This is a genomic window from Altererythrobacter sp. B11, from assembly GCF_003569745.1.
In the GTDB taxonomy this organism is placed as follows: Bacteria; Pseudomonadota; Alphaproteobacteria; order Sphingomonadales; family Sphingomonadaceae; genus Croceibacterium_C.
This window is the reverse complement of record NZ_AP018498.1, coordinates 207205-222701: the sequence shown is the minus strand read 5'-3', so window position 1 is coordinate 222701 and position 15497 is coordinate 207205. Positions and strand designations below refer to the sequence as shown.

Genomic DNA, 15497 nt, shown 5'->3' with positions numbered 1-15497 from the left:
CACGATCGCAGCACCGGCCTTGCAGAACCGGTGCTGCGGGCGTGCGGCGACGGCGTTCAGCGGGCCTCCGGCGCCGCTGCGGCGGCCGGGGTGAGCTTCAGCAGCGCCCCGTCCTTCTCGTCGGTGAGCAGGTAGACGGCCCCGTCCGGCCCCAGTTTCACGTCGCGATAGCGTTGCTTCGGCTCCTGCAGCATCAACTCCATCGCCGTCACCGCGCCATTGGCGCCAATCTCCATGCGAACCAATGACTTGCTCATGGTCGGCATCAGCAGATCGCCCTCCCAGCCGGGGAACAGCGCGCCGTGATAGACGGCGATATTGCCGGGATTGATCGAGGGCGGGCCGAAGGCGAACACCGGGTCCGTCATGCCTTCGACGCCGCGGATATGCTGGGCCGGCTCGCCATTGTAGTGATGCCCCTGCGTCACCTCGATCCAGCCGTAATTCGCCCCCTTTTCAATGAGATTCAGCTCGTCGCCGCCCCGCGGGCCGAACTCCGTCTCCCACAGCCGGCCGGTCGCGGAGTCGAAGGAGAGGCCCAGCGGATTGCGATGCCCGGTGGACCAGATCTCCGGCCGCCAGCCCTCCTTGCCGCTAAACGGATTGCCCGGCGCCGGCTTCCCCTCGTCCGTCAGGCGCAGGATCTTGCCGAAATGGTTGGTGCTATCCTGCACCTTCTCGCCATAGTTCCGGTCGCCGCTGGTGACATAGAGATAGCCGTCAGGCCCGAAGGCGATGCGGCCCCCGAAGCTGCCGAAGGAGGGACCCTGCCCGCAGCAGCGCGCGGGCAGCGGCGGCTTGCCGTACCAGGCATCGGCGACGAAGATGTCGCGCACATCAGACAGCGTGCTCCCGCCGTCCCACCGCGCGCGCAGCACGGCCAGCGTGGCATTCTGCGGGCTATCCGGATCGGGCTTGGAATAGCTGAGGTAGATCAGGTGGTTGCGTGCGAAATCGGGGTGGAGCGCCACGTCCATCAGCCCGGCGAGGCCGGCGCTGTAGACCGGCGGTAGCCCTTCGATCGGCTGCGGATCGAGCATGCCCCCGCGCAGCACGCGCAGCCGGCCGGGCCGTTCGGTCACCAGCATGTCGCCATCGGGCAGGATCGCCAGGCTCCAGGGATGATCCAGCCTGCGCGCGACCACCTCCACGTGGATGCGCGCCATCTCGCTATCCAGATCCCACGGCCCTTCGCCCAGCGGTGCAGTCTGGAAGCCGGGCGGTGGCGCCGCCCTTGCAGGCTTGTCGTCCTGCGCCTGTACCGTGGTTGCAATGGCCAGCGCCGCCAGCGCGGCGGCCCGGATCACTCGCCTCATCCCGTCCTCCCTTGTGGGTTTCAGGACGTCCTAGAGCGCCGCGCCGGGCTGCACAATCGCCCGCCGCAGCGGGCGGTGCGATCAGGCCGTTTCCGCCGTCTCGGTGAAGCGGCCATATTTGCGATAGCGCGTCATCCACCGGTCGAGGAACAGCTCCAGCGGGCGCGGCACGATGCCGAGCTGCTTGCATCCGGGAAGCTCTCCCGACGCGACGCTGCCCTTGCGCAGCAGGCTGAGCTGGTCCGAACCCAGCGGGGTGCCGGGCAGGGCGGCAAAGATGCCTGCCAGGCCATCGGGCACCGGCACCAGCAGCCGTTCGCGCGCCTGCGCCCGGGCGATCTGCCGATGCAGTTCCATCATGGTCAGCACTTCCGGGCCGGCGATCTCGAAAACCTTGCCGCCGTGCCGCTCCGGCTCGGCCACGGCGTTGACCACCGCATTGGCGGCGTCCTCCACCCACAGCGGCTGCAGCTTCGCTTCGGGTGCGAACACCGGCACAATCGGGAAGGTGCGGATCACCCCGGCGAACAAATTGATGAAATTGTCGTCCTCGCCGAACAGTACGCTCGGCCGCAGGATGCTGGCGCGGGGGAAGGCGGCGCGCACCTGCTCTTCACCTTGACCCTTGGTGCTGGCATAGCCGCTCTGAGAGGTCGGATCGGCGCCGATGGCCGAGACATAGGCGAAGTTCTCCACGCCTTGCTCTGCGGCGACGCGCGCAGCCAGCCCGGCGCCGTCAGCCTGCAGCGCGGCCTGCCCGGCCCCGAAGGTGCCCACCAGATAGACGACCGCATAAGCGCCACTGATCGCGGCTTCCATGCTGGCTGCATGGGTGACGCTGCAGCGGGTGAACTGGATCTGCCCGAGATTGGCGAGCGGCTTCAGGCGGAAGGCTTTTTCAGGGTGCCGATCGGCGATGCGCACGCGCGCGCCGCGCTTCAGCAGCTCCTGCGCCACCAGCGTGCCGAGAAAGCCCGCCCCGCCGATGAGGACCACGAGCCTGTCTTCGAGAGGTTCCAAATGCGCCATGTCTTCGTTCAACCAGCCTGTCTGCAGCGAGCCCTGCCTGTCGCGCAGGCCATGCCGCAAGCGTGGCGCCGCTGCAAGCACGAGCCGTATCGCGATTTCCTGCACGAACAGTCGTTGACAACCCCCACCCCCCTTCGCTATCGGCCCGCCCCTACCTGCAGCACGATCAGCGATCGCGCAGCTTCCGGTGCCCAGATGGCGGAATTGGTAGACGCACCGTCTTCAGGTGGCGGCGGGGGCAACCCCGTGGAGGTTCGAGTCCTCTTCTGGGCACCAATACTGGCTCTGGATACGTCCAGTAGCGTCCAGTAAGCGGCTGGTTTCACAGCATTTTTAGACCGAGAATCGCCAGACACCGTCCGGCGAAATCCGGCTAAGGGCATGTGCAGCGACCACAAATGCTGCCCTTTTTGTTGCCCTCGGATCGACCCGGCCTTGCTGGGAAAACGACCATGCTGACCTACATCCAAATCAATGCCGCCAAGGCGAGAGAGAAGGCTTGGACCCTGAGCGATTCTCAAAGCCTGTATCTGGTCATCCAGCCCAACGGCTCGAAGCTATGGCGCTTCAACTACCGCTTCCTCGGCAAGCAGAAGAAACTTCATCTCGGCGGATGGCCAACCATAAGCCTCGCGGAAGCGCGCGCCCGGCGAGACGAGGCCAAGAGGAAGATTGCCGATGGGATCGATCCGGCGCAGGAGAAAAAGCGCGCGCGGATCGCTGCCAAATACGCTGCCGCCAACACCTTCCAGGCGGTGGCCGAGGAGTGGCTCGTCAAATGCGAGCGGGATGGTCTCGCGCCGGTAACGGTCGACAAGATTCGGTGGTTGCTCGCCAAGGCCTATCCATTGATCGGCACGATCCCGATCGCGCAGATCACCCCGCACGAGGCGCTCGCCGTCCTTCGCAAGGTCGAGGCGACCGGCGCCTACGAAAGCGCACGGCGCATGCGCAGCGTGCTCAGCCGCGTGTTCCGCTATGGCGTTGCGACGGTCCGGTGCGACAAGGATGTGGCGGCCGACCTTCGCGGTGCGATCGCAGTTCCCAAGGTGAAGCACTTCGCGGCGATCACCCGGCCATCCGAGGTCGGTATGCTGCTCCGTGCGATCGACGGCTACAGCGGGCACAAGGTAACAGTCATGGCCATGCGCCTCTCGCCGCATGTGCTGCTACGCCCCGGCGAACTCCGACAGGCGGAATGGACGGACATCGACTTCGACGAGGCCATCTGGTTCATCCCGGCAGAGCGGATGAAGATGCGGCGCCCGCACCGCGTGCCGCTCTCGCGGCAGGTGATTGGGATGCTCAAAGAGCTGCACGAGCACACGCACTGGTGGAAATACCTGTTCCCTTGCCTCGGCAAGCCCCGGCGCGCTTACGGTCGGCGCGCCATTCGAACTGTAGCGCGTACGATTGCGGCGAGCCCGCGCGAGAATATCGCTGAACTCGGGAAGCCTATTTTACCCAGCTAACGATGTCGGGCAGGGCACGCGCGGCCCGCTCCAGGATCCTGCCGATCTCGCTGTCAGGGCGTGTGACATTGAGCACCAGGGTATCCATTGCCCGCGACAAAGGGATCATCATCCACTGCGCCGCCCGCTGGCGTGCCGCTTCCTCGGCAGGCGCAAGCGCCTCGGCGCGTGCAGCCATGGCGGCTGCAATGCGGTATTCCCAGAAGCGATCGAGCCCAGCCGCGAGCACAGTCCAGCCTTCCAGTCCGCGGCAGCTTTCATACTGGACGATCCGGGGCGCCATCACGTCGCGCGGCATATCCCGCCGGATATCATAAGCTGTCCCATCCCAGCAGCTGATGCCTTGGCCTGCGAGGAAGCTTGCCATCCCGCTCATGCCGTCCCCCCCGATCCGCGCGAGCTCGGGCGGAACGACATAGAGGCAATCAATCGGGCTGTTGCCGGCCGCGGCAGCTTCCGCGAGCAACGCGTGGTGGAATTCGGGCACGCGAAGAAGATCGCCCTCCAGCAGCAGCACCTTGCCGCCCGGCGCCTCGTCATTGTGACGCAGATCCCAGCCCGGGAGCCCCAGTTCAGCCGCGACAAACCTCGCGAAGGTCGCAAGGTTGCTCTTCATGCGCAGGCTCTGCCTCAGCCGCTCAACCTTGATGAGGCCTCCGTCCGGACCATAGCGCCAACTCGCTGGATCGCCGCGCACAAGCTGGTCGATCCCATCGGCTACCACAATACGCTCCGGCCCGAAGACCGAGCGAATGATCTCGATCTCGCTCGGCGGCCAGTCCTGGCCCTCGTCGATCAGCACATGATCAAAGCGGAACAGGTCCGGCTCGCGCCGACGAAGCTCAGCCAGGTCCTCCTCGGAGATGTCGCCACTCGCCAGCAACTCAGCAAGCGTCCTTGCGCGCGCAGCATATTCTGCCAGCAGATCCTCGTCCTCGCGCAGCAAGTCGAAGCGCTGCAGGACCCGGCCGACGAGCGTCATCACCGTCTCGACGCGAATGCCACCAGCATCGTCGGAGCCGGGGGTCGCGGTGAGGGCCATCAGCCGTCGCAGGTCCGCGGCAAGCGCCTGGTTGTAGGTCAGCAGCAGAGAGCGAGCGCCACGCTCCTGGTAGGAGCGGCTTGCGAGGTTGAGAAGCAGGCTGGTCTTGCCGGTGCCTCCATGCCCGCGGAGGATGAACGCGTTCTGCCCCAGATCGCCTTCCAGGGCATCAAGCTGCGGCGCGCGCTGCGCCAGACGCTCCATGCGACGTCGGTCGAGTTGGGTCGGCTTAAGCGGCGTGAAGATGGGCAGGCGCTCGAGCTTGTCGGCGATATCATCGCTGCAGCAGGACAGCTGCGGGATCGAGCCGGCGCCGCGATAGGGCATCTTCAGCTCGGCCAGCGCGGTCAGGATCGACCCCAGCCCTTGATTTCCTGCCAGGATATTATGCGGGCGGCGCGGCAATGCCGCCTCCTCCACATTCTGGAGCGCGACCAGGTTGATCGCCCATGGCGTAGCCTGGACGCGCTGCTCGCAGTCGCTGAGGAATGCGTGCATCTGCTCAACCGACTGCTCGGTCGCGCTCTTCCAGCCGTCGCGCTGGTAGAATACCGACACGCCGAGGCCATCGAACCGGACATTGCGCGGATCCTGGCTCTTGAGCTCGATGGTCAGGACAATGTTGCGAAGGCCGATCTCGCCAAGATGCTCCTGGTTGCCCTCGCGCTCCTGGATGGTGACAATCCGCCGAGGCCGGAAGCGACGCCCGTTGAGGCGCGCCAGCACGACAAGGTCAATGTCCTGCACGCGGCCACCGAAGACCTTGGCGCAAGCGGCGATCTTGATCAGGTCATCGCTCTCCTCAATGTCCGGCCAAGCCTCACGGAACCTTGCTGCCAACCGCTCGGCGTAGCGACGCTCCTCACGATCCTCTGGGCCGATGATCTCGATCATGCAGAGAAGCCTGCTGGCTGGGCGAGCTTCAGGAATGCTTTCTCCGGTGAGCGCCGAAGCTGCCACATATCCATGAAGTCGATGGTCACATCGTTCCCTTCAGCGAGGATCGCATCGACCGCCTCGCGCTGCGCGATGGTCCAGTGGGCAAGCTCGTTGATGCCCCGCCATAGGGGGTGCGCGAGAATGAGGACTGAGCCGGTAGAGGGAGCCTCGAGCGTCATTAGCGTCCCGGCTCGCCGCGCGATAATCGGCAGCCGGTCGCTCCCAATCGTTCTGGCGAATGCCGCCGCCTCTGCGTCCTGATCGCCAAGCCAGCGTGACGTTTCGAGCGGAAGCCCGGCGGCGAGATCCGCTGCGTCGAGCGCGAGCCGCCAGTCGAGCAGGGAATGAAGGAAACGATTGTCGTAGCTGCGCAGGCAGTCTGGGCAGGAACTGTCGCAGTCGCGGCGATGCCTCGCACTCATAAAGCGCGCTGCAGATCCTGTCCGCATGGCCTCCAGCACCTCCTCCATCCGCGCCGGCAGCGCCAGCTGCCGGGCATAGCCGGCGCCGTTCTCGAGGCTGTCCGCGAGGAATATCCGGCGCGTCTGGCTGGCACCGACGCGCATCGGCTGAAGACCCGCCTGAAGCTCGGAGGGGTCGATGTCGAGCACGGTCCCCGCGGCACGCCGAAGAAGCTCGGTGAAGGACCAGATCAGGGCCAAGCCGGCTGGCAACGCGGCGACGTCGATGACGCTATCGGGCCCGGGAACCTCCGCTGACCGCAAGGCCATCAGCAGGATGTCAGTGGTCTTGAGGCTGCCGATCGCGAAGCGCAGGTCATCCCGCATCGCGCGACCGCCAAGATCGACCTTCGGCGAGTAGAGCGACGGGTCCCACACATTGACGCTGTCGCGATCCCGGGTCGCTGTGAACAGGCGGCCATTATTGTCGTTGAGCAACACGACAGGGACGCTGGGCATGGGCTGCAGCGTCAAGCCGCCCAGCGTGAGGCCGGGCTCATCGGGCGGCATCAGCCCAAGCTGCGGCGGCGGCAGCATAGGCCCTCGCTCAGCCTGCTCATCATAGTCGATCGGATCGTTGAGTGTCCGGAATCCCCGCGGCTCGTGCATCGAGACGATCTCGGTTGCTGTGCCGCAGACCGTGCACGGGCCGGGCTCACTGGCGCCAAGCTCAGTTGCGTCGCAGCTGCGGCAGCGCGACAGCGTGACCGCCTGGCCAAGCGGATCGATCGGGATCACGTGCGGCCCCCGGAAATTATAGGCCGCGAACCCGCAGGCAACGTGGATCATCTTGTCCTTGAGCGTCTCCGCGCCCGGCGAGAAGCTTGAGATGGCCATGTCCATCGGCCGGTCCGACACCTTGGCTGCCTCGTCATCGCGCCGGCTCCGCGGGGGACGCTCGTAGAGCGGGCGGACCCTTGTCGGAAAGCCAAACATCGGCAGCAGGCCAGCAGTCGCGAGCCGCTCGCTCAACTCCTCCTGGATTAGGCGATCATCACGCACAGCCTGATCTATCCTATCCACCAGCTCGCTGCGCGCCCAAGTGATGATCCTGGCAGCGCGGGCAGCTACGTCCCCGGGGCTGCATGCGAGCAGGCCCTCGACAACCTCCGGGATCTCGGGTGCGCCAACAAGCCAGGCTGCAACCGGGGCGCGATAGCGCTGCTGCCAATCGCCACGCCGCCCGAAGCTGCCATGGTTGCTGTCCTTTGTCCTCCCCGGTCGCTGGTCGGCGGGCAGCGAGAGAAAAGCACGCCGAAGCAGCTCTGCCGCGATCACGCGCCGCACGATATCGTCCTGGCGTAGGTCAAGATAAGGCTGCGGCGGCGGGTCGCCGGTCATTCTCCGCGCATTGCTGAAATAATAGTCGTCATGCGTCCGGTCGCGGCAGAGCGTCACCGCGAACGAGAATGGCTGGCCGGCACGGCCGGCCCGGCCGACGCGCTGCTGATAGTTGAATCGCTGCGGCGGGACGTTCGCCATCACCACGCTTTGCAGCGATCCGATGTCGACGCCGACCTCCATTGTCGTCGTCACGCTCAGCACGTCGATGCTGCTGATCAGCGGATGCTCGCGCGGCGGACCCAGCAGCGCGCCCTTGAACTGGCGCTGGCGCCGTCGCTGCTCCTCGAGCGGTTTGGTCTGGCCGGTGAGCTCCTCGACGCGCAGCCGGTGCGCCTCTTGGCGCGACAGCCAGCCATAATAGTCGTCGATGTCAGCCTCGCGCGGGATCTCGGCCAGTTCCGACCGAAGGCAAGCGTGATTGGTGCAGATACCGGCGCTACGATGGCAATGGACTCGCGCGCATCGCATGCAGCGATAGGCGACCTCGCGGGCCGGCAAGCGGAACACAAGCGGCAGGTCGCCGGTACGCTCGGTGCGGATCTTCCACTCGCTGCTCACAATGCCCGCGTCCTGAAGGGCCTGCTCAACCTCCTGCTTCAGCTGCGCGGCGTCAGCTTGATGCAGGAGCGCGACCGCCTCGAGGTAATCACGCAGCCTTGGCGGCATGTCCGTGCGCACGAACCCGCCCGCCGAGGCTGTCGGATCCTCATTATAGCCTTTCTGCAGCCCGATGATCCGGATCGCGGAGGCGAGGACCTCGCTCGCTACGCTGCCCGGAAGGGGGATCCGCCCTTCCAGCGCCTGGGAAGGCGCGAGGAACGCTGCGCCGATCGACTCCAGATCACGGCCGGCGCGGTCATAGATGACATCGGCAAGCTCATGCGCCAGCACCAGCTGGTGGCGATGCGCGCGCGCATCGAGAGGTCCTGGGGGAAGGCGATCCCATTCACCGGCGGGAGGATCGTAGAAGCGCCACCAGTCGATGCCCTGGATCGAGCGCAGCGATACCTTGGGCCCCGGCGGGTTGACGCCGAGTGCGACCATCTCGCGCTCGATCTCATGAAGCACCTCGCCCCAGGAGGGGTCAGGCGCCGCGGCAACGGCGCTCTCCAGCTGGGCGATCACTGCCTCATCATCGGGCTCCGACACCCCTCGCGCCTGCAGCCGGTATGCCGCCCATGCCTCGGGATGCTGCGTTCGAGCGCGCGCTAGCCGCTCCGCCTCAGCCTGGTCCAGCGGAAGGCCGGCAGCGCCCTCGCGCATCAGCATCGCGATCGAGCGCTGCTGCCGCGGCGCGATCGCGCGCCTGAGCAGCTGGCGCATCAGGTCCCGGTAATGATTATGCTCAAGCCCCGCGCCGACCTTGGCGGCGTCGTCGCGGCTGTCGGTGAAAACGATGGTCCGTGCGGGCGTGCCTCGCTCGCCGAGCGTGCCGACGAGCCGGTCCGTGAGAATCTGGGTGATCTGACCGGTGCCGGTGGTGTGCGCACGGATGGGGGTGCGCACGATGCCGCTGAAGAAGATCGGGCTGTCAGGATTGTAGCCCTTCTCGCTGCAATGCGGGCAGCGATCGGGCAGCGCAGGCACAATTGCGGCGTCGTGCTCGGGCTGTCGCGCTACCCGCATGAAGCAGCCGGTAGGCTGCTCCGAGCGTCTCGCCTTACGCAGCAGCCCAAGCCCGTGGTCCAGCACCGCATTGTCGAAAGAGAAGCGGACCGGGCCCTGTGCGCTTGGCGGCGTCCGGGACCAGCCCGAGCCCGACGGCGCGGGGCGCGGCCAGTACCACATATATTGCCCGTAGCGACGACGGAACACGAGCTCGACCTCGCGTGCTGGAACCGATCGCGGGCCCGCGTTCAGGTACCATTCGTCTGCGGGCGCGGGGGCGCTGCCGTCGCTGCTTACAAAGCCTCCGAGAAAAGGCTCGCCGCATTGGAAGCAGTAGAGAAGCTCGAGCACGCGCGCGCCGCAGCCGCACCGGGCGCGCGGCGCTGGGTAAAGCTTGCCGATCTGGCGCCCATCGCTGCGGAAGATTTCCTCCACCTGGTCGCATCCCGGGTTGCTGCAGGCCCAGAAGCCGCGGATCATTCGCACCAGCGCATGCGCCCGGAACCGAGGCGAGGTGAAGCCCGGATCGACCTCGCCTATGCTCGCGAGCAGCCCCTCCATCGCCGCGATGGCCTGATCGTCGTCCGGGTCCTGGAGCAGCGCATCGCGGACCGCGCTGATCGGCTTGGGACGGTCATCCCCGTCGCTGAGCGCCGCACCTGCAAGCGCATCGATCAGCCCGCGCTCCTGCGCCGCCTGAGCCAGCGCCTCGCTGCCCAGGCCGCTGAGCCCAGCAAGATCTGCTGCCGCGAGTCGCCGATGCGCCGGCGGCGGCACCGGATTCCCCTCGATGATCTCGAATGTCTCCTGCGGAACGCCGAAGAACTGCTCGACATAGTCCTGGCCTGCCTGGCCATCGAGGCTGGCGCTGGTGGCGATGCACCGCAGCTGAGGCGAGGTGGGCGCCAGCCCCAGGCGACGGAGGAGGTTGCGCACCACAAGCGCAACCTCGGTGCCCTGGGTGCCCCGGTAGCTGTGAAGCTCATCGACAACTAGCGTCAGGCAGCGCGAGCGGTCCTCCTCGAGCCAGCGCCTCGTGGAGGCGAGCATCGGCTCCTCGGCATCGCGCATCAGCATGATGTTGAGCATCGAGAAGTTGGTGACCATCACATCCGGCGCGGCGCTCACCATGTCCCACCGAGTGAGCATCTCGCCCGATCGCGGGTCGGAGAATTGCGAGATGAGGTCGGCCTCGCGCCCTCGGATACCGCGCAGCTCAGCCTCGATCGCACGAATCTGCTGGGCGACCTCCTGCGTGGACGGATTGTCAGCCAGCGCCGGCAGCGTCTGGTTGCCAAGCGTGACGCCGGTATAGCGGCCGAAGTAGAAAGCGGGGGCGCCGGGCGTCTCCACCGAGGCCTGGAGCGCGCGGCGGAGGCGCGTCACCTGATCCTCGACCAGCGCGTTGGTCGGATAGAGGACAATCGCACGCAGCGCGCTGGGCCGCTGCCCGGCCTCGCGCAGGTGCCGCCAAGGCCCTTGCGCGCCAGCATCCTCCCACCAGGGATTGATCGGGGCGGGCGTGCCCCATTCCCGCGATTCAACCAGGAGCCGGGCAAGGATCGGCAGGAGGAAGCACTCCGTCTTGCCCGATCCAGTGCCGGTGGTGACCACGACATTGCGCTTGGCCTCGGGGTTGCGAGATAGCGATACGCGCAGCGACTGTGCCTGATGGGGGCGCAGGCGCCGGTTCGGCGCGTCGGGAAACAGCATATGGGAAAGCCGCTCGGCCGAGCGCTCGTCCACGCCTGCGGCTGCGCATGCCTCGGCAATGGTCGGCCCGTCCGGGTAGGGCAGCAATGTCTCGAGAAGCGGCTCCTGAAAGATGAGCCCTTCCTCGCGGAGAAGCGCGCTGCGTTCCGCCATCAGCAACGGTTCGCGCAGCCAGAATGCCGTGTCGAAATAGCGAAGATAGCCCTCCCTGAGCGCGTGATAGAGGCTGAGCGGTGTCGCGCGAGGCATTCGGAATCCTTGAGGCTAGAGGCCAAGGCAGCGCTGGATCTGGCCAGCGACCGAGGAGGGGACGGACGGATAATGGACGAGCCAGGTGTCGCGCCGGATGAAGGCTGGCGCGCCGGAGCAGAGCGTCGCTGCACGGTCGATCAGCCCCGGCAGCTCAGCCCCGATCGGGACGGTCAGCAGCTGCGTCTCACGATCATAGGCCACCAACGGGGCGCGAGCCTGCGCTGCGGCTAGGTGCTTGGAGCTGAGCATATCGGTCACCCGCATGATGCCGGGTGCATCCTCCCCAGCGATCACGCCGTGCAGCCTGCCATGGAGGTGGGTTCGGTAAGCGCCCGGCGCGCGCTCCTCGCTTGCGCTTGCCCACTGCCGCGACGGAAGGTCAAGCCGCTCGACATCAGCGCTGCCCAGCCTGAAGGGCTCACCGCTGCGAAGCAATCCCGTGAGCGGCGGGAGATGCCGGGCAAGGCGCTCGGAGAAGCGCTCGCTCAGGCCGATCAGCACGCCGCTTGCCTCCAGCTGGGCAGCTAGCTCGAGCAGCGCATCCTCATCGGCAGGCCAGGCCCGGATCACGGTGAGACCTTCGCCATCGCCCTCACGCGCTGTCCGAACGCTGCTGGCGCCGAGCATGGCGTCCAGAAGCCGATCGGACCGTGCTCCGGCCAGCACCCAGCTGCCATCGCTGGTCTCAACCAAGGTCGCGGGTGCCATATGCCAGCTGGCAGGCCGCTGGGTCCTGGGGTCAAGGACGACATCAATGTGCCCGAGCGCCGAGAAGGCACGTGCCGCCTCCGCGGCGAGCCAAGGCTGGTCCGGCTGAAGCGCTTGCGCCATCTCACGCAGCACCGCCCAGCTTCCGGATCCCATATAGCTCATCGCGTCGAGCATGAGATCCAATGCCGGCCTCTGCGCCGCCGAGGCCTCGAGCGCAGGCAATCGCGCCCGTGGCGGCTCTGGGACCCGGATGCCATGGCGCGGCCGCTGGCCACGCGGCGTGGTGCGGGGCCGGCGCCCGCGGTTGCGAGTCCATTCCTCGCGCTGGCACTCCCGGCAGCGCATATGCTTAAGCGTCCGCCAATCCTCGCCCGGCTCGGCTGCGTCGACAATCCAATAGTGGTGGCCAAGCACCGCGCACGGCATGGCGTAGGTGCGATCGTCCGGTCGCGGCGGCGAGCTGGCGCTCTCGGCAAGCGGCTCGGCGGGCGGGATCGACCCGGGCAGCCGGAGCGCGACATCGGCATGGCCGGGGTCATCCACATCCAGGAGCAGCCCCCCGGTCACGGCAGGCCCGGCATCCTCCGTATGATGGGCCGACACGATACCCTGCGCATCTTCGAGCAGGTGGATGGCGGCGTCAGCGGAACTGAGCCTCGCGGGGCGGGGGAAGCTTGCGGTCCGGAGCCGCAGGGGCACCTGGTCGAGCAGCCGCACGCCATCCTTGGACGAAACGCTCAAGCCCACCAGATAGTCGCCGCTGAGCAGGCCGGTGCCAGCGAGCGAGCGAGACGTGCGCCCGATATCCTCACCGAGCGCCAGCTGCTCAGGGCCGCCCAGATCAAGCGCGCGCCGGCGCTCAACGGCCAGCTGCAGGCGCTTCTCGGCAGCGAGCGTTGCTACAACTACTGGCGGCGCGTCGGCATGCCAGGTCTGCCTGCCGAGGCGCACGCCGCCTTCCATCGAGATCACGTCAGCGCGCAGCGGCGAAAGTATCGCCAGGACCCCCGCCGCTTCGTCCTCGGGCGCATCGGAAAGCACCACATCTAGAAACGCCCGCCAGCCAGGCGGCAACCCAGCAAGCTGGCTGTGATCCAGCTGCCTATATCCTGCGCGCGCATAGCGCCCCAGATGGGCCTCGACCTTTGTGAGCACATCAGCATGCGCAAGCACGATGCATCGCTCGAGCAGCTGCGCCCGGCTGACCTCATGCCAAAGGCCATCGCGATCGTCATGCGCCAGGACCAGGATGGGGTTGGAGGAGCGCGCCAAGGTCGCAGCGGGTATCTCGCGCCGCGTGAGGGTGAATGCGCCAGCGAGCAAGGCGCCAAGCGACAGCTCGGCCCAAGGCTCGAGCCCGCAGAGCTCGGTTCCGGGGATCGGGCGTACCGACAGCGATGGCTCGCATGCGGCAAGTCCGGCGCGGCCTGTTGCGTCGGTTGGCGCGGCGATCTGGTAGCGTCCCTCGACGCGAGCGGGGTCGGCTTGGCATGCGAGATAGAGGTCTATTGCTGGCAGCGGCCCACCGCTCAGGTCGGCACGCCAGAGCAGCGGAACCCGGCCTGCGGTGCTGCGATCCGAGCTTTCCTCGGCGTCTGGCCCAGCCCATGCCTCAAGCTCGGCGCAGGCGATCTGCACCACGCGACGGCGCGCCTCGTCATTGCCCCACACGCGCCGCAGCCTGGCGGGAGCGCTCGCATGGCCTAGCCAGTGCGACAGATATTGCTCCATCTCCAGTGGCGCCATGCGGCGCCCGGGCCTTAGGCCATAGTCCTCAAAGGCGCCCGCTAGGCGCTTGCGATCCTGGGCGCTGACCAGCGCCTGCGAGATCGGGTAGCCGATATTGACGCGGCGGTCGGTGATCTGGGCTGAGGGCAGGCCAAGCTCCCCATCCCATTGGGCAAGCCAGTCATTGAGCAGCAGCCAGAGCTCAACCGTGTCCTTGAATCCGCGGCGGATGCGGGCGCCTAGCGAATCATCGGCCTCCAGCAGCCCAAGGAGCCGGTCATAATAGTTATGGGCCGCGTGCTCGGCATCGCTGACCATCGCCTCGGCGCCGAGCACAAGCACTGCGAGCAGCGCAAGAAAGGGCGGCGCGTCCCGCATGCCCTCATCTGCCCAGGCCTCGGCCTCGCTGAGGTGCCAGAGGAACGGGTTGTCCACCCGGTCCCAGCCAAGCGCGCCACGAACTGCGCCGATCAGCTCAGATCGCGCATTCTCCTGCGGCACCTCCGCGGAAACCGCCGCCTGCGCCAGGAGCTCGGGCTCGAGATAGAGATAGGCAGGCGCCTGGGCGCGCGGTTCGCCAAACAGCGTCGTGTAGATTGCGCCATTCCACTGCCGGTAGCGATCTAGCGCCGCTGCGCGCGTGCTGCTCAAGCTTGCCCTCCCCTCAAGAGACCATCGTCGGGCAAGTTCTCCACTGGTGCAACCAAAAGAATCAGCGAATACGCAGGCACCAAGTTCTTGACTTCAGTAAGTAAAGCTTCCCTGAATCGTATGATGACCCCTTGCCGCGGACGGCACACGGGCGGAGCGAGGACCAGTATGGCAAGGAAGGCAGCTGCGGATTCAGGTGAGCCCTGCTTCCTCAGCGGCGCGAAGCTCAGCGCAGCGATCCGGCGCGTCGCAGGCGGCCGGAAAGCTCGATGCGCGGTGGCCTTCTGGGGCAAGGGATCCGAAAGCCTGGTCAGCACGGCAGGACTGCCAAGCGATGCTCGCATCATCTGTGATGTCTCGCTCGGCGGTACCAACCCGCAAGCGCTCATCGACCTGGGCGCGCCAGGCAATCGCAAGCTGCGGTGCGTCGATGGGCTCCACGCCAAGATCTATCTATCGGATCTCGGGATGGTCGCCTGCTCCGCCAACGCTTCGGGCGGAGGTGTCGGCTTCGATAAGCCTGCATGGCTGCACGAGGCAGGCACGCTTCACGCCTCTGGGAGTTCAGCCTTCGCCGAAGGCGAGCGCTGGTTCGAGCAGCTTTGGCGCAGGTCAAGGCAGGTCGATGACAATGCTATTGCGCTTGCCCAGAGCAGCTGGCGCCCACCGAGTCCCCCGGCTAGGGTGACTCGTGCAAGGAACCCGCTCTCACTGCTCGATGCTATGGCCGCCGACCCAGCGCGCTTCCGCGGCGTGGGCTTTGTCCTCAGCAGAGGCACATCGACGATCAATCATCGCGACGACACCGCCAAAGCGCTGATTGCAGAGGATAATGCGCGCCCGGAGCGGCTCCTGTCTCGCCAAGAGCGCAGCGCGATCAAGCGATGGAGCGTCAGCGACGTATTCAGCGAGTGGGGCGCGGCTGATGTCGATGCGTGGCCGCGCCGCTTCATCTGCGCCCATCTCGGCGGCCGAGGCGGGCTCACCTACTGGTTCTATGAGCGAGCTCATGCGGTGATCATCGACGGAACCGAAGGGATGGTCCTTGCTCGCAAGGAGGGAGCGCTGCGACGATCGCTCGGGCTAGCGCACGGAACAGCTGCGATGGCGGCTGCCGATGCCTCAAAGTTGCGCGCGCTGCACGCGCATGTCGAGGGGGACGGCCATAGGCTGCTTGAGACACCCGAGAAGCTGGCTGCGCTGCTTGGGCGGCTGGAGCTGGACGGCTAGC

At 66.7% G+C, this 15497-nt stretch carries 7 protein-coding genes and 1 tRNA gene; 3 read left to right on the top strand and 5 right to left on the bottom strand.

What is annotated here, in order from left to right; all coding sequences use genetic code 11:
• Positions 1 to 56: 56 nt before the first annotated feature.
• Both AEB_RS00960 and AEB_RS00955 read right to left on the bottom strand, forming a co-directional pair.
• Positions 57 to 1316, bottom strand: a complete 1260-nt coding sequence (locus AEB_RS00960; RefSeq protein WP_119081407.1) for a PQQ-dependent sugar dehydrogenase — start codon at positions 1314 to 1316, stop codon at positions 57 to 59.
• 81 nt (positions 1317 to 1397) lie between these two features.
• A complete protein-coding gene (locus tag AEB_RS00955; protein ID WP_119084377.1) occupies positions 1398 to 2345 on the bottom strand; it encodes a complex I NDUFA9 subunit family protein in 948 nt (315 codons plus the stop codon).
• A gap of 189 nt (positions 2346 to 2534) precedes the next feature.
• On the opposite strand from AEB_RS00955, the gene AEB_RS00950 reads away from it, so the two are divergent.
• Both AEB_RS00950 and AEB_RS00945 read left to right on the top strand, forming a co-directional pair.
• A tRNA-Leu gene (locus AEB_RS00950) sits at positions 2535 to 2621 on the top strand.
• 176 nt (positions 2622 to 2797) lie between these two features.
• The gene (locus AEB_RS00945) at positions 2798 to 3817 is read left to right on the top strand and encodes a tyrosine-type recombinase/integrase (RefSeq protein ID WP_231958839.1); all 1020 of its coding nucleotides are present in this window, start codon (positions 2798 to 2800) and stop codon (positions 3815 to 3817) included.
• Here the strand turns inward: AEB_RS00945 and AEB_RS00940 are convergent.
• The 3 genes from AEB_RS00940 to AEB_RS00930 form a co-directional block, all read right to left on the bottom strand.
• A complete protein-coding gene (locus AEB_RS00940) occupies positions 3801 to 5753 on the bottom strand; it encodes an AAA family ATPase (protein WP_119081406.1) in 1953 nt (650 codons plus the stop codon). The genes AEB_RS00945 and AEB_RS00940 overlap by 17 nt on opposite strands.
• Positions 5750 to 11077 carry a DEAD/DEAH box helicase gene (locus AEB_RS00935; RefSeq protein WP_172592966.1) on the bottom strand — a complete coding sequence of 1776 codons (5328 nt, stop codon included), beginning with the start codon at positions 11075 to 11077 and terminating at the stop codon, positions 5750 to 5752. The genes AEB_RS00940 and AEB_RS00935 overlap by 4 nt, the downstream gene beginning before the upstream one ends.
• A 111-nt stretch (positions 11078 to 11188) precedes the next feature.
• The gene (locus tag AEB_RS00930; RefSeq protein ID WP_119081404.1) at positions 11189 to 14266 is read right to left on the bottom strand and encodes a hypothetical protein; all 3078 of its coding nucleotides are present in this window, start codon (positions 14264 to 14266) and stop codon (positions 11189 to 11191) included.
• Positions 14267 to 14434: 168 nt separating this feature from the next.
• Between AEB_RS00930 and AEB_RS00925 the strand changes: the two genes are divergently transcribed.
• Positions 14435 to 15496, top strand: a complete 1062-nt coding sequence (locus AEB_RS00925) for a hypothetical protein (protein ID WP_119081403.1) — start codon at positions 14435 to 14437, stop codon at positions 15494 to 15496.
• The last annotated feature ends 1 nt before the right edge of the window (position 15497 follow it).

Coding starts and splice junctions, on each gene's coding strand:
- AEB_RS00960 (WP_119081407.1), bottom strand. CDS start 1,316: ATGAGGCGAGTGATCCGGGCCGCCGCGCTGGCGGCGCTGGCCATTGCA.
- AEB_RS00940 (WP_119081406.1), bottom strand. CDS start 5,753: ATGATCGAGATCATCGGCCCAGAGGATCGTGAGGAGCGTCGCTACGCC.
- AEB_RS00955 (WP_119084377.1), bottom strand. CDS start 2,345: ATGGCGCATTTGGAACCTCTCGAAGACAGGCTCGTGGTCCTCATCGGC.
- AEB_RS00945 (WP_231958839.1), top strand. CDS start 2,798: ATGCTGACCTACATCCAAATCAATGCCGCCAAGGCGAGAGAGAAGGCT.
- AEB_RS00935 (WP_172592966.1), bottom strand. CDS start 11,077: ATGGCGGAACGCAGCGCGCTTCTCCGCGAGGAAGGGCTCATCTTTCAG.
- AEB_RS00925 (WP_119081403.1), top strand. CDS start 14,435: ATGGCAAGGAAGGCAGCTGCGGATTCAGGTGAGCCCTGCTTCCTCAGC.